The organism is Salinimicrobium sp. CAU 1759 (assembly GCF_054482715.1).
Window position 1 is genome coordinate 1,598,157 of record NZ_JBTLRK010000001.1, and the last position, 18,272, is coordinate 1,616,428.

18 protein-coding genes are annotated in these 18,272 nt (G+C 41.1%); 9 read left to right on the forward strand and 9 right to left on the reverse strand.

Translation table 11 applies throughout. The features are described from left to right. The first annotated feature begins 44 nt into the window (after window positions 1-44). Window positions 45-1,019, forward strand: coding sequence for a fasciclin domain-containing protein (locus tag ACXYMT_RS07145; RefSeq protein ID WP_459058394.1), 975 nt, complete (start codon window positions 45-47; stop codon window positions 1,017-1,019). A 77-nt stretch (window positions 1,020-1,096) separates the two neighbouring features. Here the strand turns inward: ACXYMT_RS07145 and yidC are convergent, their stop codons facing one another. From yidC to ACXYMT_RS07160, 3 genes are all read right to left on the reverse strand, one after another. Beyond that, on the reverse strand, window positions 1,097-2,935 hold the full coding sequence (gene yidC / locus ACXYMT_RS07150; protein ID WP_459058395.1) for a membrane protein insertase YidC: 1,839 nt from the start codon (window positions 2,933-2,935) through the stop codon (window positions 1,097-1,099). 65 nt (window positions 2,936-3,000) lie between these two features. Next, window positions 3,001-4,638 carry a CTP synthase gene (locus tag ACXYMT_RS07155; RefSeq protein WP_459058396.1) on the reverse strand — a complete coding sequence of 546 codons (1,638 nt, stop codon included), beginning with the start codon at window positions 4,636-4,638 and terminating at the stop codon, window positions 3,001-3,003. A gap of 134 nt (window positions 4,639-4,772) precedes the next feature. Further along, window positions 4,773-5,006, reverse strand: a complete 234-nt coding sequence (locus ACXYMT_RS07160; RefSeq protein WP_459058397.1) for a DUF3820 family protein — start codon at window positions 5,004-5,006, stop codon at window positions 4,773-4,775. A 154-nt stretch (window positions 5,007-5,160) separates the two neighbouring features. Here ACXYMT_RS07160 and ACXYMT_RS07165 point away from each other — a divergent pair, with 154 nt between their 5' ends. Further along, complete coding sequence (locus tag ACXYMT_RS07165; protein ID WP_459058398.1) at window positions 5,161-6,693, forward strand: GH3 family acyl-acid amido synthetase; 1,533 nt, start codon at window positions 5,161-5,163, stop codon at window positions 6,691-6,693. A gap of 125 nt (window positions 6,694-6,818) precedes the next feature. Here ACXYMT_RS07165 and ACXYMT_RS07170 read toward each other — a convergent pair whose 3' ends face one another. Both ACXYMT_RS07170 and ACXYMT_RS07175 read right to left on the reverse strand, forming a co-directional pair. Then, on the reverse strand, window positions 6,819-7,574 hold the full coding sequence (locus ACXYMT_RS07170; protein WP_459058399.1) for a hypothetical protein: 756 nt from the start codon (window positions 7,572-7,574) through the stop codon (window positions 6,819-6,821). Window positions 7,575-7,768: 194 nt separating this feature from the next. Continuing rightward, the gene (locus ACXYMT_RS07175) at window positions 7,769-8,455 is read right to left on the reverse strand and encodes a hypothetical protein (protein WP_459058400.1); all 687 of its coding nucleotides are present in this window, start codon (window positions 8,453-8,455) and stop codon (window positions 7,769-7,771) included. Between the two features lie 134 nt (window positions 8,456-8,589). On the opposite strand from ACXYMT_RS07175, the gene ACXYMT_RS07180 reads away from it, so the two are divergent. Together ACXYMT_RS07180 and ACXYMT_RS07185 are read left to right on the forward strand one after the other, a co-directional pair. Next, window positions 8,590-9,375, forward strand: a complete 786-nt coding sequence (locus ACXYMT_RS07180) for an Fpg/Nei family DNA glycosylase (protein WP_459058401.1) — start codon at window positions 8,590-8,592, stop codon at window positions 9,373-9,375. Then, on the forward strand, window positions 9,372-10,094 hold the full coding sequence (locus ACXYMT_RS07185) for a DUF72 domain-containing protein (protein ID WP_459058402.1): 723 nt from the start codon (window positions 9,372-9,374) through the stop codon (window positions 10,092-10,094). Before ACXYMT_RS07180 ends, ACXYMT_RS07185 begins: the two co-directional genes overlap by 4 nt. Here ACXYMT_RS07185 and ACXYMT_RS07190 read toward each other — a convergent pair. Both ACXYMT_RS07190 and ACXYMT_RS07195 read right to left on the reverse strand, forming a co-directional pair. Further along, window positions 10,091-10,777, reverse strand: coding sequence for an MBL fold metallo-hydrolase (locus ACXYMT_RS07190; RefSeq protein ID WP_459058403.1), 687 nt, complete (start codon window positions 10,775-10,777; stop codon window positions 10,091-10,093). The two genes, ACXYMT_RS07185 and ACXYMT_RS07190, sit on opposite strands and share 4 nt — an antisense overlap. 8 nt (window positions 10,778-10,785) lie before the next feature. After that, entirely contained in the window at window positions 10,786-12,072 is a 1,287-nt protein-coding gene (locus ACXYMT_RS07195; RefSeq protein WP_459058404.1) for an erythromycin esterase family protein, read from the reverse strand. 129 nt (window positions 12,073-12,201) lie between these two features. Between ACXYMT_RS07195 and ACXYMT_RS07200 the strand changes: the two genes are divergently transcribed. Further along, a complete protein-coding gene (locus tag ACXYMT_RS07200; protein WP_459058405.1) occupies window positions 12,202-13,176 on the forward strand; it encodes a potassium channel family protein in 975 nt (324 codons plus the stop codon). A gap of 60 nt (window positions 13,177-13,236) precedes the next feature. On the opposite strand, the gene ACXYMT_RS07205 is transcribed toward ACXYMT_RS07200, so the two are convergent. Together ACXYMT_RS07205 and lysA are read right to left on the reverse strand one after the other, a co-directional pair. Further along, window positions 13,237-13,680 carry a DUF4168 domain-containing protein gene (locus tag ACXYMT_RS07205; protein WP_459058406.1) on the reverse strand — a complete coding sequence of 148 codons (444 nt, stop codon included), beginning with the start codon at window positions 13,678-13,680 and terminating at the stop codon, window positions 13,237-13,239. A 136-nt stretch (window positions 13,681-13,816) separates the two neighbouring features. Then, window positions 13,817-15,043: a diaminopimelate decarboxylase gene (lysA, locus tag ACXYMT_RS07210; protein ID WP_459058407.1), complete on the reverse strand. Its 1,227-nt coding sequence runs from the start codon at window positions 15,041-15,043 to the stop codon at window positions 13,817-13,819. Between the two features lie 179 nt (window positions 15,044-15,222). Between lysA and ACXYMT_RS07215 the strand changes: the two genes are divergently transcribed. From ACXYMT_RS07215 to ACXYMT_RS07230, 4 genes are all read left to right on the forward strand, one after another. Then, window positions 15,223-15,879 (forward strand): LON peptidase substrate-binding domain-containing protein, encoded by a 657-nt coding sequence (locus ACXYMT_RS07215; RefSeq protein WP_459058408.1) that lies wholly within the window; start codon window positions 15,223-15,225, stop codon window positions 15,877-15,879. A gap of 105 nt (window positions 15,880-15,984) precedes the next feature. Next, entirely contained in the window at window positions 15,985-17,178 is a 1,194-nt protein-coding gene (gene sucC / locus ACXYMT_RS07220) for an ADP-forming succinate--CoA ligase subunit beta (RefSeq protein WP_459058409.1), read from the forward strand. Between the two features lie 199 nt (window positions 17,179-17,377). Then, window positions 17,378-17,719: a hypothetical protein gene (locus ACXYMT_RS07225; protein WP_459058410.1), complete on the forward strand. Its 342-nt coding sequence runs from the start codon at window positions 17,378-17,380 to the stop codon at window positions 17,717-17,719. A gap of 175 nt (window positions 17,720-17,894) precedes the next feature. Beyond that, window positions 17,895-18,233, forward strand: coding sequence for a hypothetical protein (locus ACXYMT_RS07230; protein WP_459058411.1), 339 nt, complete (start codon window positions 17,895-17,897; stop codon window positions 18,231-18,233). Window positions 18,234-18,272: the final 39 nt, after the last annotated feature.

The window sequence follows — 18,272 nt, forward strand, 5'->3', positions numbered from 1 at the left end:
TGTTTAAAAATTTATCTTTGAATTGTAACAAAAAACTATAGCTCATGACACTAATTTCAAATTTACAACAATTAGTCACAGGATTATTCCTTTTGCTCACCTTTACGGCTTGCAGTGACGATGATGATGCTACCACTCCGCCTGTTGTTGAAACCAACACCATTGCCGACTTTGTAGCTTCAAATGATAATTACTCCTCCCTTGAGGCAGCTCTGGAGGTGACCGGTCTTACTTCAACGCTCGCCGGGGCAGATAATTATACCGTCTTTGCACCCGATAATGATGCTTTTGCAGCATTCCTTGCAGATAACGGATTCTCCTCACTTTCTGAAGTTCCGGTCAGTGCACTTACCCAGATATTGCTCAACCATGTGCAGATGGGAGAATTAATGGCAGCAGATCTGTCTACAGGTTATATTGAAAGTATGGCCACAGGTGGGGCGTCAGGTAATAATCTTTCCATGTATATAAGTACAGAAGATGGAGTGATGATCAATGGCGTAGCAACAGTGGAGCAAGCTAATATTGAAGTTGATAACGGCGTAATACATGCAGTAGATGCTGTAATAGGATTACCAAGTGTGGTGACTTTTGCGCTGGCCGATCCTACTTTTGACACTCTTGTAGCAGCACTTACCAGGGAAGATGATTTTACTTTTGTAACTACACTTATGGAAACAGGTTCTCCTGCACCGTTTACTGTATTTGCTCCTACTAATGATGCTTTTGGTGCTTTACTTGAAGAGCTTGAGATGAGTTCACTTGAAGATATTCCTGAAGATGTCCTTGCTTCCACTTTGGCTTATCACGTGGCCGCAGGAGCTAATGTTACTTCTTCAATGCTGGTTGACGGCATGGAAGTTTCCACACTAGCTGAACAAAACTTCACGATCGATTTGGAGAATGGTGCTACAATAACAGATGCTAATGAGAGAACTTCAAATATAGTAGTCGTTGATGTACAGGCAAATAATGGAGTTATACATGTTATAGATACCGTGCTATTGCCGGCAATGTAGTTCATTTTTATAGTGGTTGGTTAATGCAGAAGAGCCCGGAAATTCCGGGTTCTTCATTTTTCTAAAAAGATAAGTACTTATTTACCTTTCTTTTTCTGTTGTTCGGCCTGCTCCATCATTTCCTGCATTTTTCGGGCAAACTTCCCTTGTTTCTTTGGCTTCTTCTTGTTCTCCTGAATCTGGGCGTGGATCTTATCCTCATCAATGATGAAGTTCTTGATCACCAGCATAATGCCAATCGTAATAAGGTTGGAAGTTAGGTAATACAGTGATAATCCACTTGCGTAGTTGTTGAAGAAGATCAACATGAAAAGTGGTGACAGGTACATGATGAACTTCATATTGGGCATCCCCGGTTGCTGAGCGTTCTGCATCGTCTGTCCCGTTGTCATCATCATATAAATGAAGATGGCTATAGAAGCAAGAATAGGGAATAAGCTCACGTGATCTCCATAGAAGGGGATGTAAAACGGCAATTGAGCTATGGTATCATAACTGGAGAGATCATCTGCCCATAAAAATCCTTTTTGCCTCAGCTGGAAAGCACTTGGGAAAAACATGAACAGGGCGTAGAAAACCGGCAGCTGCATCAAGGCGGGTAAACACCCACTCATTGGACTCGCCCCTGCTTTACTATACAGCTTCATGGTCTCCTGCTGTTTTTTCATAGGGTTGTCCTTGTATTTTTCATTCAGCTCATTGATCTCTGGGCGTAAGACCTTCATTTTAGCCTGTGACAGGTACTGCTTGTACTGTACAGGAGATAACACGAGCTTGATAGCTATGGTCATGACAATAATTGCAATCCCATAACCCATATAATTTGTGATAAAGGAGAAGAATGGAATGAATACATATCTATTGATCCATCCAAAAATTCCCCAACCAAGCGGCAGGATTTCATCCAGATTTCTATCGTAATCATTCAGGATCTGGTAATCACTTGGTCCGTAATACCAGTTCATATTGTAGTTTAGCTCACCACCCTTCAGTTGTAAAGGCATCGTAGAAGCAAAGGCTTTTGTGTAAAGCGTATCTATCTCTTCATCCTCTACAAGGTCTTCAGATTTGAATTTTCCTGTTTCAAAAGGAGTGTCAGTAAGAAGGATAGAGGTGAAGAAATGTTGTTTGTAAGCCACATAAGTGATATCAACATCTTCATCTTCCCCGTCGGTCACATAATCATCATCTCCCCCGTCATATTCATATACCAGCTCGGTGTATCGGTTCTCGTAACTAATACTTTTTGCATGACGGTAACCTTTAAGCTTCCAGTCAAGAACAATAGGTTCCGAAGAATTTAAAACGTCATTGAGGCCTTGAGAGCGAATAGTGAAATCCATCATATATTCTCCGGGTTTCAGGACGTAGCGGTATTCCAGGAACTCATCGGGAGAAACCTTAAGTTTCATGGAGACAATAGTATTATCTCCGCTTTTGGTCACCGTAGGCTCAAAGTAAAGGTCTTTAGTGTTCAGCACCCTGCCATCTGTAGTTGCAAATGTCAGGTTGAAAGAAGCGTTATTATCTTTTACGAGATAGACAGGAATAGAATCGAAGGTCTTGTAATTCTTCATCCTTACTTCGGAAAGATATCCACCTTTATTAGAAAACTTAAGGTCTAAAACATCATTCTCCACCGAAGTTTCATTCTCTGTAGCTGAAGGCAAGGTGGCGGAATATCCAAATTCACCTAACCTGCTGGCCGCCCGGGCAACTGCCGCAGAATCTGCCTCTTGAAGCGTATTGGGTGTAGTTACTTGCTCCTGCTCATCTGGAGTTACTACGACTTGTTCTGTGGTGGTTTCTTCCTCAACCTCGGGTGCAGAGGGGTTCATGTACAACATCCATAGCAGGATTCCTCCAATTAAAAGGAAACCTATCAGGGAATTGATATCTAACTTTTTTTCTTCCATTCTAAAACTTAATAAATGCGGGATCTTCCGCGGTCCTTTCAGGTCAACTTTCTAACCAAACAAGACTATTGTGCCAGACTGGCATTCTTTTTTTTCTGTGAATAATTTTTAGCGGCCTTTATAAAAGCCATAAATAATGGGTGCGGATTCGCAACCGTACTCTTGTATTCGGGGTGGTACTGTACGCCAACAAACCATGGGTGATCCTCGATCTCAACGATCTCTACAAGATTCGTTTTAGGGTTGACTCCCGTACTTTTTAAGCCGTGCGACTCCAGTTGAGTAGCATACCTGTTGTTGTATTCGTAACGGTGACGGTGTCTTTCGAAGATTTGATTGGTGCCATAGACCTCTTTTGCAATTGTATTGTCTTTCAATTCACATTCCCATGAACCTAATCTCATACTTCCTCCCAGGTGCGTGATCTCTTTCTGTTCCTTCATAAGATCGATCACAGGGTGGGGAGTTGTAGGATCCATTTCGGTAGAATTGGCATTTTTAAGCTGAAGCACATTTCGGGCAAATTCGATCACTGCCATCTGCATTCCCAGACAAATTCCAAGGAAGGGGAGTTGATTTTCCCGGGCGAATCTCACTGCATCTATCTTTCCTTCTACACCGCGTTCTCCAAAACCGGGTGCGACAAGAATTCCGTCAAGGTGAGCGATCTTGTGCTCAATTGTGGTGTCATTAATAAATTCTGAATGTATGCTCTCAATATTTACCTTCACTTCATTTGCAGCACCGGCATGAATAAAAGCTTCGAGAATTGATTTATAGGAATCCTGAAGTTCCACGTATTTTCCGATCAACCCGATGGTTACTTCATGCTTCGGATTTTTATGGCGTTTCAGGAACTCATTCCACTGTGTAAGATTTGGAGTAGTATCATCCGGAAGATTCAGCTTCTTCAAGGTCACTGTGTCAAGCCCTTCCTTTAGCATCATGTTCGGCACATCATAAATAGTAGACGCATCTATCGATTGAATAACCGCTTCCTGCTTTACGTTACAGAAAAGAGCAAGTTTTCTCCTAATATCATCAGAAAGCTCGTGTTCGGTACGGCATACAAGTATGTCGGCCCGCAGTCCACTTTCCATAAGTGTTTTTACGCTGTGCTGGGTAGGTTTTGTCTTTAACTCTCCGGCAGCAGAAAGGTATGGTACAAGCGTAAGATGGATCACAAGAGCATTGTCATCTCCCAATTCCCACTTTAACTGCCTTACTGCTTCAATGTAGGGAAGGGATTCAATATCCCCAACCGTTCCACCAATTTCAGTAATGACGATATCATATTCGTGATTTTTTCCGAGTAGCTGCACACGTTCCTTGATCTCATTGGTGATATGAGGAATTACCTGCACAGTTTTTCCTAAAAATTCCCCCCGGCGTTCCTTCTCGATCACGCTCTGGTAAATACGTCCAGTAGTAACATTATTGGCCTGTGAAGTATTTACATTGAGAAAACGCTCATAATGTCCCAGGTCAAGATCTGTCTCGGCACCATCTTCGGTCACGTAACATTCGCCGTGTTCGTAAGGATTAAGGGTCCCCGGATCAACATTGATGTAAGGGTCCAGTTTCTGAATAGTGGTCTTGTACCCGCGCGCTTGCAGTAATTTTGCCAGGGAAGCAGCTATAATGCCTTTTCCAAGCGATGAGGACACGCCGCCGGTGACAAAAATATACTTGGTTTCAGCCATTTTAGAGAGGTATTGGTGCGTCTTTTATTCAGGGCGCTAAATTACAAAGAAGAAAAGAAAAAGAAACCATTTGCAATAGAATATGTTAGCAAAACTTTAAGGTTTTTAGGGTACAAAAAAAGGACTTCAAAAAATCATTTTGGATACTTTCTTCTAATTGTTCTTAGGATATCTTCCATGCCATTTACCTTTAGGTCGAGTACCTGTTGAAGTTGATCTCCTGTTTTTCCTTTGGGAAAACCTTTTTGCCGAAACCACACCAGGTAAAATTCGGGTAAATCTGAAAGATATCTCCCCTTGTATTTCCCAAAGTGCATTTTGGCATGGGCGAGTTCAAGAAGCGCTTTATAATCTGGCTGAAGGTCCATGCGGCTAAGGTCTCAAAAATGGGAAAATAAGTCAGCATTTTTCTGCAGGAATTATTCTGGCCTCAGGATCAAAAAAGGTTAAAATCTTGATAATTAAAACCAGCGCTTCGGGCTCTTCATGGGCTTTTCAGTAATTTCAGCCAAATTTGAAATAATGGCAGTAATAGGATCTATTATAAAAGGGCTCATTGAGGCCAGGGATGCTCTCACCTCACAACCCAAACCTTATGAAGCCCAGGAGGAAGTACTGAAAAGCCTGCTGGAAAAGGCAAAAGACACTGCTTTTGGCAAGCATTACCGGTTCTCCGAAATCTTACAGGCAGATGATATCAAAGCAGCATTCTCTCGGCAAATTCCCATTTTTGACTACAATAAGATCAACGGGGAATGGTGGGAAAAGATGCATCAGGGGCATGAGGATGTGACCTGGCCGGGCAAACCTCCATATTTTGCATTAAGCTCGGGAACTACAGGGAAATCAAGTAAGAGGATTCCGGTGACAGAGGATATGGTGGAAGCTATCCGTCAAACCGGGATCAAACAGGTAAGCTCTTTGGCGAATTATGATCTGCCCTCAGATTTTTTTCAGAAGGAGATCATGATGTTGGGAAGTTCTACAGACCTCCAGCAGGTCGAGGATCATGAAGAAGGAGAGATAAGCGGAATTAGTGCGAGTAATATTCCATTCTGGTTCAGGAACTTTTATAAACCAGGAGTTGAAATCGCCGAAATTGAAGACTGGGACGAGCGGGTGTTGCAAATTGCTAAGGAGGCGAAGAACTGGGATATTGGCGCCCTAACCGGGATACCATCGTGGACCGAACTTATGCTTAAAAAGATCATTGATTATCACAATGTTTCGAATATTCACAATATCTGGCCAAATCTCATGGTCTATTCCACAGGGGGAGTAGCTTTTGAACCTTATGAGAAGGAATTTGAAAAACTTGTTGCTCACCCGCTGGTAGTGATCGATACCTATCTCGCTTCTGAAGGTTTTATGGCTTTTCAATCCAGACCGGAAACCCGCTCCATGCAGTTGGTGGTTGACAACGGGATCTATTTTGAATTTGTGCCTTTTAAACCGGAATACATCGAAGAAGACGGATCAATAAGACCTGATGCCCCTGTACTCCCGCTGGAAAAAGTAGAAGCTGAGAAAGATTATGTGCTGTTGATAAGTACAGTTTCCGGAGCATGGAGATATTTGATTGGAGACACCGTGAAGTTCACCGATCTTGAACGGCATGAGATAAGAATAACCGGAAGAACAAAATTCTTCCTGAATGTTGTGGGATCTCAGCTGTCCGTCAATAAAATGAATGATGCCATTAAGGAAATGGAAGAAAAGTTCAATATTAGCATCCCCGAGTTCACTGTTGCAGCAGTAAAAAAGAACGGAGAATATATCCATAAATGGTATTTGGGAACTGAAGATAAGGTAGATGAGAAAGATTTGGCAGATTCCCTTGACGCAGCTCTTCAGGAAGCTAATAAAAATTACGGGGTGGCCCGAAGTAAGGCGCTAAAAGGTGTAGAGGTAGTAAAGGTTTCCCCAGGCATTTTTACAGAATGGAGCGCATCCAATAAAAAGAAAGGCGGACAGGTGAAAATGGAGAAGGTGATGAAGGAAGAAAAATTTGCGGAGTGGGAGGAATTCGTTAAAACAATGACCAATTCACAATAAACAATTAACAATAAACAAGTGGACAGGTAGAGGTTAAGCACTGTGTTAAATTCCCGAGACCAAAAGAGGCAACAGCTTAAGGTCCTTTAAGGCACAACCTAAATATTGACTTTAAGGATGTCAAACTAACTTTCACCTTCTTCTATTTCCTCAGGTACCTCCTCTTCAAGATCGTTCACCAGTGCCAGGATCTCTGCTGGTGAAAGATAAAGACGGGCCTTTCTTCTTTTATAAGCGTCTGATAAAGTGGAGTGATTGAGGATAAAATCTTTTGTAGCAAAAATATACTTACCCAAGCCGCGGTTTATTGCATGAGTATCTGCTGTACGTTCTGCTTTTTTAATGAATTTATCTGAAGTAACATATCTTGTTCCGAATTTCAGCAGCTTCATGGCCGATTTATCGCGGTAATCTACAATATGTCCCAACTCGTGCCCCAGCCAACCTATTAGTACTTCAGAAGGAATTTCGGTTATTGAAAATTCTTCATCCTGTATGAGAAATTTACTACTCATTAAAACATAGTAGCTACGATCTTTTTTCCCATTAAACAGCTTAGTTATCTTAGGCTGCGCCTGCATGAAGGATTTCTTGATCCCTTTTTGATATTTAAACTCAATTTCCACATCCTTTAGTTCAGGATAAAAGGAGAGGGCAGTCTTAGCTTCCTCCAGGATATTTTCGGGAATGATCTTGTTGTCCTGGTATACGACCTTTTTTTCTTCAAGGTTCTTTTTTGCGGCGCAACTCCAGTTCCCGGCGAGAAATGGAAAAACCAGGATAAAGAATATAATTCTTCTTGTTGACCAACTTGATGTAGGTCTTTGTGATACTTGAGATAAGACATCAAACAGGAAGCTGAAATTCGCAAAACTCTTCATAAATGGTTGCCGGTGGCATTGGTTTAGATAACATACAATGGAGCAATGGATATGCCACAACTGTCGCAAGTTCAATAAACAATCAACAATAAACAATTAAAAAGTTACGCACTAAACCTAAACCAGTAGAGAATTGAAGGAGGGTTCTTGCGGTGATATCTCTAAAGCCTTAAACCCTACGCATAAAACATCGATCAACTTTCCTCTTTTTCGGCCTCTTCCATTTTTTCCTCAAGCTCGTTTACGAGAACAAGGATCTCTTCCGGAGAAAGATAGAGGCGGGCGATCCTTTCCTTATATGAATCGGAAAGATGTGAGTGGTTCAGAATAAAATCCTTTGTGGCAAGAATATAATCACCCATTCCATTGTTCACGGCATAGGTGTCGGCAGCGCGTTCTGCTTCTTTAATATAGTTTTCAGAGGTAATATACCTGGCTCCAAAAACTATTAATCCCATTGCCGATTTGTTCCGATAATCCATAATATGACCCAGTTCGTGGCCAAGCCAGCCTATAAGAACTTCAGAAGGAACATCGGCCATTGAGTATTCTTCTTCCTCGATCAGGAATTTATTGCTCATGAACACATAATAACTTCGGTTTCTTTTTCCCTGGAACAGGTTTTTGATCTTTGGCTGCGCCTGCATAAAAGATTTCTTTATGTCCTGCTTGAATTTGAATTCAATTTCAACATCTTCCAACTCGGGATAATACGAAAGGGCGATCTTAGCTTCGTTTAAAATGCTTTCCGGGATTGTCTTATTTCCCTGATAAATGATCTTTTTTTCTTCCATATCTTTCTTTGCAGCACAGCTCCAGCTTCCTGCCAGCAAAGGCATTATTAGCAATAGAATAAATGTTCTTTTAAGGATGCTGTGCATTAATCTTTTATTTCTGCCCCTTTAAGTTAAAATATACAGAACAGATTTTTTCCAAACTTTTCATAAAAAATAGGGTGTTCAGCTGATTTTTGATAATTTAAAAGGACAATCTCAAAAGCAACAAGACAACGACTATGCCAGAACTTCCCGAAATTTCCCTTACCAAAGATTACCTGGACGCCACCTCATTAAATAAAAAGATCACTGCTATAGAATATTTACATACAGGAGGCTTACAGGCACCTAAAGAGGAATTCACAAAGGCTCTCAAGGGAAAGGCATTTACAGGGAGTCATAGGCTCGGTAAATATCTGGTGATCGAGACTTCTGGAGACAAAGCACTTATAATGCATTTTGGAATGACCGGAAAGATTGAATATTACAAGAACCAGGAGCCGCCGAAATATTCCCGGGTGATCTTCTCCTTTGAGGACAATGATCATCTCGCCTATGTGTGCAGGAGGAAGCTCGGGAAACTTTTTTTAGCTAAAGGTCTTAATGACTTCAGGGAGAGGCAGGAGCTGGGCAAAGATGCTTTAGAGCTGAGTGAGAACGAATTTATAGAGCTGTTAAAGGACAAAACCGGAAGCATCAAAGGAGTTCTTACAGATCAACATGTAATGGCCGGTATTGGAAATGTGTATTCCGATGAAATGCTGTACCAGTGCGAAATCCATCCAAAAACAAAGACAAATAAGCTTTCAGAAAAAGAGCAAAAGCAGCTTTTTAAAAAGATGAGGAACGTACTGGAAATGGCTATCAAAAAAGAAGGAGTGAGAAACGATTTCCCTGATTCTTATTTAATAAAACACAGAAAAGAAGGAGATGATTGCCCAAAGTGTGAGGGCAAAATAAAGCAGATAAAGGTTTCCGGCCGTAGTACATATTTTTGCCCATCCTGTCAAAAAGAGCAAAAATGAAGGTGCATATTGGCTGTTCAGGATATAATTATAAGGAATGGCGTGGTCCTTTCTATCCGAAAAAAATGCCGCAGCGAAAATGGCTGGAGTATTATTCTAACATTTTTGACACCGTAGAGATCAACAATACGTTCTACAGATTCCCGCGGGAGAATGCTCTTAATACCTGGAAAGATACGGTAGAAAAGAATTTTCAATTCACACTGAAAGGGCATCGTTATGTCACTCACCGAAAGAAGCTTAAAGAAGCTTCAGAAAGTGTCAGGGATTTTGAGTTACTGGCGAAACTTCTAAAGAAGAATTTAGGATGTATTCTTTGGCAGTTGCCCCCAAACCTGCACCGGAATGATGAGAAGCTTGAAGAATTTTGTCGAACCCTGGATCCTACTCTGAAGAATGTGCTGGAATTTCGCCATGACTCCTGGTATGATGAGGAAGTCTATGAAATTTTGAGGAAGAATAAGATCATCTTCAGTTCTATCTCAAGTCCCGAATTTCCCGATGATCTTATTACCACCGGTAAAGTTGGTTACCTGCGCTTTCATGGTACGGGAAAGGATTGGTATGATCATCTTTATTCTGAAACTGAACTACAGGAATGGCATAAAAAGATAAATGACAGTGGATTAAAAGAGATCTACATCTATTTCAATAATGACATACACGCTCATGCTCCTGAAAATGCCAGGCAGTTAAGAGAAATGTTTGGGCAAGGCTAAACTTCAAGTTCCATCCCGTCGTGTGCAGGAATGAGTTCCACCTCTTCTTCAAGAGCTTTTATTTGTTGCTTGCTTTCCTCCGGGGAATTTTTAAAGAACCATTCCCCATAGTGGCAAAAAGCGATCTTTTTTGTGTGCGGACTCAGTAAGCGAATAAGATCCGGCACTCCCGTATGTCCAAAGATCCTGTCTTTCTTCCGGTTTATTCTACCGCCCTTATTGATAAAACTGGCTTCTGTGATCACCAGGTCGAGCAGAGGAATTTCAGCTAGATTAGCCTTTTCAATCCAGGCGACATCCCCGGTCATGAATAGTCTTTTTTTATCTTTTTCAATGATGTAACCCAGAGACTTCAGTTTCAAAGCGTGTATGACCGGAATAGGAGTGAAGGTATAGTCTTCAACCTCAAACTTGCCCGAGATCACTTTCAGCTCTGGAATGAGTTCATGAGCTTCGGGTCCAAAAAGGGGAATTTTGGGGGTGAATTTTTCTTTTTCAGGAACAAAGAAGGCATGGTCGGGATGGAAATGAGTGAAAACCACCGCTGCAGGTCGATAGTCCATATATTCAGGTTCCCCAATATCCACAAGTATCTGCTCGTCAATGAGAAACCCGGTATGGCGAACGTGATCTTGTGCTTTGGGTTCTATTTTTCCGCGGGTGCCGAGGATCTTTATTTTCATATCAAGATTTATATTCCGAAGGGATAAGTTTCCGGAGTTTTACTACCGTCCGGTTTGAGGTGGAGTGGGTGCAGTCCCTGAGTTTGATCGATGTACATAAAGGCATCGTATCTTTTTGCCATTTTTGAAGGAACATAATTTCCCCTTTCCCGGTGAGGATCGTAGACTACGCCCACGGCACGATGTCCAATCTTGTCCTGTAACTTTTTATAGAGATCTGTTCCTTCTTCGAAGATTAACAGCTTATTTTCTGCTCCCATGGTGTGCAACATCTTTTCTACGCTGCCATCAATTCCTTTTGGCAGTTCCATTTTTTTCATGGGTGCTCCCCAAAAATCTCCTGCGATCACAGATCCTTCATAGGATCCAAATCCAACAAGGTAAACCCCATCTTTGGAATGTTGCTGCCTTACCAGTTGTCCCACATTGTGCAGACCCTGGGCAGCCATGCTTGTTGCTCTCGCATCTCCAATATGCGTATTGTGTTCCCAAACAATGACCTTTGCATCCTTGCCGTGGTAGTCCATTAGAGTGTTTAGGGTCTCCACCATATGGCTGTCCCTCACATTCCAGGAGGAATGGTCGAATTGCGCCATGGCTTCATAGTACTTTTCAGCATTTTTGAGCACCAGGGAATTTAGCTCGGCATTAAGTCCGGCTTCGGGTTCATTCTCATATTTTTCAGTTTTTTGCCGGACTTCCTTCAGTAGTTGTACAACTTCATTCCGGCATTTTTGGTTCATCCCACGGTAAGCAGTAACGTAAGAGTCGTTCTGCCGGTACGGCTCGAAGCATTCGGCTGTGCGCCGGGCGAGGGTGGCAACTTCAGGGTCTTCTTTTTCAAGGTATTTGACGATGATCTCCATTGATTCCCATAGACTGTAAACGTCAAGCCCGTAGAATCCCACCTTTTCCTTTGGGTCGAGGATCTTGTTATGACCTTTCATCCATTCAGCAAAAGCGGCTATTTCCCAGTTGGCCCACATCCAGGTAGGCCAACGCCTGAAGTTATGAAGCACTTCAGAAATTTTTGAAGGAGTTCCGGGTAGGTCCTTCACCCAGCGGTTGATCTCAAAACAATCGGGCCAGTCTCCTTCTACAGCAACAAAAGAGAAACCTTTTTCTTTAATGAGTCTTTTGGAGATCTCTGCCCTCCACGTGTAGTACTCGTGTGTTCCATGACTGGCTTCTCCTAAAAGTACATACTTCGATTCTCCTATCTTATCAATAAGGGGATCCAGATCCTGTGCATTCTGTAAGGGTTTTATGAATTCCTTTTCCTTTTCCAGTTTCATATCCACTTTTTTTAATGTTCTATAATTTACGAAAAACACTACCTGTTATGGAAATGAGGAGGTGAGGCTTTAGAAAAGTTTAAGTTCATATTAGAATTTTTTAAGGAGGTTTTAATTAATTTAGGAAATATGCAAACAGCTCAAATTGTAATTGGTCTCGCAATTATTATTTTCACGTACCTGGATTTTTTTCATACCACCTTATCAGGTAATGGATTTGGGATCTTTTCCAGGATCATCAATCAAATTCTTAACCGAATCTTTATTCAGAACCGGGCCCGGACAATTTTTAAGTTTTCTGGGCTTACTCACCTTCTTGTTACCACTTTTTTCTGGATGTTGTTACTATTTATAGGAGCTTACACGGTTTTTACTGCAGGAGAGGAAATGGTCGTAAACGGAACCACAGGTGTGCCTGCAGATCATCCTGAAAGATTCTATTACACCTCATATGTACTTTCTACGCTGGGAGTAGGGGATTTTGTTCCGGGAACCGATACCAGTAGGGTGCTTACCGGAATCCTTGCTTTTTCGGGCTTTATACTTATCACAACAGGATTGACTTACCTTCTTAGTGTTATTAATGCCGTGCTCAGCAAAAAGCAGTTGTCATTCTTCATTTATACGATGGGGAAGGATGTGGAGGAAATCTTTAATTTCTATAAGCAGCAGGAGGACCTGGAAAACCTGGTATCTAATGCCAGTGACCTAAGACAGCAAATTTTACAGAACGCCAGTAGTTACCTGGCTTTTCCAATGGCCAATTACTTTCTTTCCAAGAGCCATGAATCTGCATTGATCCTTCAGCTTGCGCGGCTTTATGAGGTGCTAATGATTGTTCGACTGGATTGGAAAGAGGAAACAGTACAGTACAAAAAACTTTCAGTAATAATAAACGGAATAGAAAAATATCTCGACCTGGCACTGGAAGAGGCAGATGCTTCTCAACATAGTGAGGAGGAATTAAAGACTTACAGAAGCCACTGGATGAAATATGGTTATTATTTTGAGAATAATGTTGAAATAGACAAGCAATTCTCTTCAAGTCTCAAGTATGCGGGATGGAACTGGAAAGAAGTATATAGGCTTGTTGAACAGAGATAAAAAAAGGCTGCTCAAAAATGTCATTTTTGAGCAGCCTTTAATTTTACTGTAGCGGATTCTCTAGTTGGTCAATTCTTCCCGAAGCCTTTCCTGAAGTTCCGCATCGTTCTGCAATTGGTTTCCAATTTCCTCATATCGCTCAAAGGAAAGTCCGCCGTCTTTGACCATTTCTTCGATCTCCTGGCGAAATTCTGCCTGCATTGAATTAAGCTCTTTTATTATTGCCTGATACTTTTTTTCTTCTTCTTTAGACATTTCCACTTCCTTTTGAGGATCCATTTGTGCCTGGTGAATGGTATTGAACCTGTTGATCTCCATTCCTTCCTCGGTGATCACCTGGCTTAGTTCCTGCTGAGCTTGTTGATTGATCATGCGCATCTTCTGAAAAGTGACGGCAAATTTTTCAATTTCCTGATCGCTCACATTCGTTTGAGCCATTAATGTGGAGGTGCCTATCATCATAAAAAATAAAAGGCCTAACATCTTCATCTTACTTAAGATCATATTTTTTGTTTTGAATTTTCACAAACCTAACAGTATTGATCAAGAAAGGCAAAGAACAGGCGACTTTTTCCAGTTTTTGAAGAATTTTCGGTCTTTTTCCAGCGAAATTTCTCTCAAAAGTGACATTTTTGAAGTTCTATACTTTTTCTTTTAAAGCAGAAAGGTCGAGTTTTACCTGTCCGCGAGTAAGATCTTCAAAATTTTCCCTCTTTCGAATAAGATGAGCTTCTCCATTGTACCACATTACCTCCGGCGGACGGTAACGGGAATTGAAGTTGCTGGCCATGGAATAGCAATATGCTCCTGCATTATCAAAGGCTAATATATCGCCTTCCTTTATTTCAGCTATTCTTCGATTATTCGCAAAGGTGTCGGTTTCACAGATGTAACCTACAACCGAATAAAAACGTTCCTTTCCTTGAGGATTGGAAATGTTGTGGATCTCATGTCGGGAACCGTAGAACATGGGACGGATGAGGTGATTAAAACCTGTATCCACTCCGGCGAAGACGGTGGAGGTTGTTTGTTTTATAACGTTCACCCGGGCGAGGAATTTACCTGCCTCACTTACCAGAAATTTCCCCGGTTCAAAGGCAAGGGTAAGATCTCTGCCGTATTCTTTGCAGAAGGACTTGAATTTTGCAGTTAATTTTTCACCCAGCTCTTCAATATTGGTCTCAATATCCCCTTCTTTATATGGTACTTTGAACCCGCTGCCGAAGTCAAGGAATTCCAGGTCTTTAAAATTTCGGGCAGTGTCAAACAGGATTTCCGAAGCATAAAGAAAAACTTCAATGTCCAAAATATCACTGCCGGTGTGCATGTGGATTCCATTGATATGCATTCCTGTATTCTCCACGATACGCAACAAATGAGGGATCTGGTGAATGGAAATACCAAATTTAGAATCTATATGTCCCACAGAAATATTCGTATTTCCACCTGCCATAACGTGAGGATTGATCCTTATGCACACGGGAATTTTAGGATGCCGGGTTCCAAATTGCTCTAGAATGGAAAGGTTATCGATATTGATCTGCACTCCCATATTGGCAACTTCTTCGATCTCCTCAAGGGAAACTCCGTTGGGAGTATAAATGATCTTAGAGGGATCTACTCCGGCTTCCAGTCCTAACTTGACTTCCTGTATTGAGACAGTATCAAGGCCTGCACCAAGATTCTGGAATAAGTTTAAAATTGAAATATTCGAAAGGGCCTTAACAGCATAATGAATTCGCAGGTTCTTTACTTTACTGAACGCAGCCGTAAGACGGTTATACTGTGAAATGATCTTTTCAGCATCATATACATATACGGGGCTGCCATATTCCTCTGCTATTCTTAGAAAGTCCAGATTATTCATATTATTCAAATTATGTGGCAAAAGTAAAATGGATTTCTGGCTTTAGCGTACCACGTAGTGAAAATTAACCAATTCTAACAAATTGTTATTTATTAGATAAATATTAAGTGCAAAATCTCAATCTGAATTCTGGAAGACTTGAATAAATTTTGTAATTTGAATCTGTAATTCAGTGAGTTATGGTTTCAAGATTAGCCCTCTTTCCTTTGCAGACAATTGTATACCCCGGTGAGAAGTTGCCACTTCACATATTCGAGAAACGATATAAGCAGTTGATCGATGATTGTGAACATACCGGGATCACATTCGGGATACCTGTATACATGAACAATCATCTCGAGTACGGTACAGAAATGGAACTGGTGGAAACGATGCGTAAATATGAATCTGGTGCCAGAGATATTATCTGTAAGGGGTTACGGGTCTTCCGGATCACCGAATTCGACCATAATGAGAACGGCAAGTTCTATGCAGGGGGAGATGTGGAATTTCTTGAGGACGAAAATGACTCTAACGAGGCTCTTAAAAATCAATTATTGGAGCTCATTTTTGAACTTTACGTCCACCTGGAAGTTCCAAGGCCTGTTTTAGATCTTCAGTCATTTAATAGTTACACCCTTGCTCATAAGATCGGCCTTTCCCAACAGCAGGAATATGCGCTGCTCAAGATGACTTCAGAAAAAGACCGGCAGGAATTTTTAATCAACCATTTGCTCATTACTATTCCTATTGTACAGGAGATGAATCGCACAAAACAGGTCATCGAACTCAACGGTCACTTTAGAAATTATGATCCCCTTGATTTCAGGGAATTCAGGTTAAGGAGCAATAAGTAATCAAAAAGCCCTGTTTTCCTGCTAATGCTCTAAAAAAGATTGGCAGAATCCTCTAACATTTGTTACTTTTGTGGACCTTAACAAACACTGAAGAAACACCTTATTATGAACATACACGAATATCAGGGAAAAGAAATTTTGAGCAGTTTTGGGGTGCGCGTACAGCGTGGCATTGTTGCCCAGGATCCAAAAGAGGCAGTTGAAGCTGCAAAAAAACTTACAGAACAAACCGGCACAGGATGGCATGTAATCAAAGCCCAGGTGCATGCAGGTGGGCGTGGAAAAGGTGGAGGTGTTAAACTTGCCAAAAATCTTCAGGAGGTTGAAGAGATCGCAGGGCAAATTATTGGAATGAACCTGGTTACTCCGCAAACTTCTGCGGAAGGTAAAAAAGTTCACCAGGTATTGATCGCCGAGGATGTGTATTATCCCGGAGATAGTGAGCCTGAAGAATACTATATGTCTGTACTACTTAACCGTTCAACCGGAAAGAATATGATCATTTATTCTACTGAAGGAGGAATGGATATTGAAACAGTTGCCGAGGAAACTCCGCACCTTATATTTAATGAAGAAATTGATCCTGCTACAGGATTATTGCCTTTCCAGGCCAGGAGAATTGCATTCAACCTTGGCTTAAGCGGAAATGCTTTTAAAGAAATGACAAAATTTGTAATGTCTCTTTATGAGGCATTTTCAAAATCTGACTCCTCACTTTTCGAGATCAATCCGGTGCTTAAGACCAGCGATGATAAGATCATGGCTGTTGATGCAAAGGTAACTCTTGATGACAATGCACTTTTCCGTCACAAGGATTATGCTGAAATGCGTGACACTAGAGAAGAAAATCCGGTTGAGGTAGAAGCTAAGGCAGTAGGTCTTAACTATGTAGATCTTGATGGGAACGTTGGATGTATGGTGAACGGTGCCGGTTTGGCAATGGCTACTATGGATCTCATTAAGCAGGCAGGTGGAGAACCCGCCAATTTCCTTGATGTGGGTGGTACTGCAGATGCTAAACGAGTAGAAGAGGCATTTAGACTGATATTAAAGGACGAAAACGTAAAAGCTATTCTTGTTAACATTTTTGGAGGAATAGTAAGATGTGACCGTGTTGCGCAGGGTATTGTTGACGCATATAAGAACATGGGAGATACTATTAAGGTGCCTATTATTGTTCGTCTTCAGGGGACCAATGCAGACATCGCCAAAGAATTGATCGACAACAGCGGACTAGATGTGTACAGTGCTGTTGAATTCCAGGAAGCGGCAGATAAAGTACAGGAGGTACTCGCTTAAAAAAAAGATTATTTTTCAGTGAAGAGAACCCCGGAGAGATCCGGGGTTTTTTTGTTCCAGGGTGTGAGGTTGAGAGTGACCGAAACTATTTAAAAAGTTAAAATTCTGTTAACCAAAAATTTTTACTGTAACAAAATAAGTTTACTCGTGGTCTTTAGGGTACAATCATCAATCAGTAATTAATTTAAAAACGATCATTATGAAACGCTTTAGACAATTTTTAGCCGCATTTGTACTAACAGTATCAACTGCAACTTTTGCAAACTCGACTACCACTTTGGAAGAAAAATGGGAGCCAATAAGTACCCAGATAGAGCAAATGCTTTCGGACTCAGATCTCATAATTGAGGAGGAATTTACTGTCACTGTGATTTTCAAAGTAAATGCAGAAAGTAGAATTGAGATAAGGTCCATCAAATCACCAAATGAAGAGGTGAATCTGTTCCTTAAAAAGAGATTGGAAAATCAAAAGCTTTATGGGAATTCCTGGGTTAGTGAAAAGATCTATGAATTGCCCGTAAAGGTGGAGGCAAAAAAATAACTTTTTGCAGCTTACAAAAAACCCGGCCTTGAGCCGGGTTTTTTATAAGCTTACACAGCAGCTTCAAAAAGTTTTGTTAAAAATCTCCGGGCCTGTAACAATTGCTTTTTACAAAAGTCTTTAAAGTAAATCATCAATCATTAAATCGCATCAATTAATCTAAAAAACGAACGTCATGAAAAATTTAAAACTGTTGTTAGTAGTATTTGCACTTATCCTTTCTTCATCTGTTTCAGCAAAGGAAATCACTAATCTCGCAAATCCAGATTCAGTATCTGTAGAAATTGAAAGAATGCTAAAGGATATGAATGTAGCCAGCGAGTGCGAGCCATTTGAAATTACAGTATTCTTTTCTGTTTCTGATGATCAAAAGATCCAGAGCCTTTCAGTAGCTTCTACAAATGAGAAGGTGAACGAATACATTCAAAAGCAGTTGATCGACAAGCAATTGCCTACAACGTACTGGATGAAAGGTAAGATCTATGAACTCACTGTTGTAGCTAAGTTGAGTTAAAAGTAGCTGCTTATTAACCTAAAAAATCCCGGAAGTAAT

What these genes read in the sequence shown, in the direction of transcription:
- ACXYMT_RS07170 (WP_459058399.1), bottom strand. Translation starts at nt 7,574, where the DNA reads ATGAAGAGTTTTGCGAATTTCAGCTTCCTGTTTGATGTCTTATCTCAA.
- ACXYMT_RS07205 (WP_459058406.1), bottom strand. Translation starts at nt 13,680, where the DNA reads ATGATCTTAAGTAAGATGAAGATGTTAGGCCTTTTATTTTTTATGATG.
- ACXYMT_RS07165 (WP_459058398.1), top strand. Translation starts at nt 5,161, where the DNA reads ATGGCAGTAATAGGATCTATTATAAAAGGGCTCATTGAGGCCAGGGAT.
- ACXYMT_RS07195 (WP_459058404.1), bottom strand. Translation starts at nt 12,072, where the DNA reads ATGAAACTGGAAAAGGAAAAGGAATTCATAAAACCCTTACAGAATGCA.
- ACXYMT_RS07190 (WP_459058403.1), bottom strand. Translation starts at nt 10,777, where the DNA reads ATGAAAATAAAGATCCTCGGCACCCGCGGAAAAATAGAACCCAAAGCA.
- ACXYMT_RS07200 (WP_459058405.1), top strand. Translation starts at nt 12,202, where the DNA reads ATGCAAACAGCTCAAATTGTAATTGGTCTCGCAATTATTATTTTCACG.
- ACXYMT_RS07160 (WP_459058397.1), bottom strand. Translation starts at nt 5,006, where the DNA reads ATGGACCTTCAGCCAGATTATAAAGCGCTTCTTGAACTCGCCCATGCC.
- ACXYMT_RS07225 (WP_459058410.1), top strand. Translation starts at nt 17,378, where the DNA reads ATGAAACGCTTTAGACAATTTTTAGCCGCATTTGTACTAACAGTATCA.
- ACXYMT_RS07175 (WP_459058400.1), bottom strand. Translation starts at nt 8,455, where the DNA reads ATGCACAGCATCCTTAAAAGAACATTTATTCTATTGCTAATAATGCCT.
- ACXYMT_RS07185 (WP_459058402.1), top strand. Translation starts at nt 9,372, where the DNA reads ATGAAGGTGCATATTGGCTGTTCAGGATATAATTATAAGGAATGGCGT.
- ACXYMT_RS07145 (WP_459058394.1), top strand. Translation starts at nt 45, where the DNA reads ATGACACTAATTTCAAATTTACAACAATTAGTCACAGGATTATTCCTT.
- ACXYMT_RS07180 (WP_459058401.1), top strand. Translation starts at nt 8,590, where the DNA reads ATGCCAGAACTTCCCGAAATTTCCCTTACCAAAGATTACCTGGACGCC.
- ACXYMT_RS07230 (WP_459058411.1), top strand. Translation starts at nt 17,895, where the DNA reads ATGAAAAATTTAAAACTGTTGTTAGTAGTATTTGCACTTATCCTTTCT.
- lysA (WP_459058407.1), bottom strand. Translation starts at nt 15,043, where the DNA reads ATGAATAATCTGGACTTTCTAAGAATAGCAGAGGAATATGGCAGCCCC.
- ACXYMT_RS07155 (WP_459058396.1), bottom strand. Translation starts at nt 4,638, where the DNA reads ATGGCTGAAACCAAGTATATTTTTGTCACCGGCGGCGTGTCCTCATCG.
- sucC (WP_459058409.1), top strand. Translation starts at nt 15,985, where the DNA reads ATGAACATACACGAATATCAGGGAAAAGAAATTTTGAGCAGTTTTGGG.
- yidC (WP_459058395.1), bottom strand. Translation starts at nt 2,935, where the DNA reads ATGGAAGAAAAAAAGTTAGATATCAATTCCCTGATAGGTTTCCTTTTA.
- ACXYMT_RS07215 (WP_459058408.1), top strand. Translation starts at nt 15,223, where the DNA reads ATGGTTTCAAGATTAGCCCTCTTTCCTTTGCAGACAATTGTATACCCC.